Origin of the sequence: Mesorhizobium sp. L2C084A000, from assembly GCF_000502875.1 — a bacterium.
In the GTDB taxonomy this organism is placed as follows: domain Bacteria; phylum Pseudomonadota; class Alphaproteobacteria; order Rhizobiales; family Rhizobiaceae; genus Mesorhizobium.
The window spans coordinates 1-324 of the sequence record NZ_AYWX01000061.1 but is presented as its reverse complement, the minus strand read 5'-3'; the positions used below and the strand labels follow the sequence as shown (position 1 = coordinate 324).

At 61.7% G+C, this 324-nt stretch carries 1 protein-coding gene; it reads right to left on the bottom strand.

What is annotated here, in order from left to right; all coding sequences use genetic code 11:
- Nucleotides 1-324: PhoU domain-containing protein (locus tag X735_RS0135760; protein WP_031214113.1), on the bottom strand; the 324-nt coding region annotated here is incomplete at both ends.

Below are 324 nucleotides of genomic sequence, written 5' to 3'. Positions count from 1 at the left end.
GCACCGAGGTGTGAAAGGCGAGCAGCTCGCTCCAGCCCTCGGGCGTGAACTCCAGCCCGCGCTCGAACTTCTTCTTCACATGCACCAGCATGTTGCGCACGATGATGTCGCCGACCTGCTCGAGCTTGACGCAGGCGCCTATCAGCTCCTGGCAGCGCAGCGCCTCGTCCTCTGTGAGCGAGTTCCTGGTCAATTTGGCCAGATAGAGCTTGATCGCCGCGTGCTTCCTGTCGACGCGGTCGTCAAGGGCGGCCAGCGCCTTGATCTTGTCGCCGTCGGCGCTTTCATACAGCTCGATGATGCGCTTGAGCATGATCTCGATCG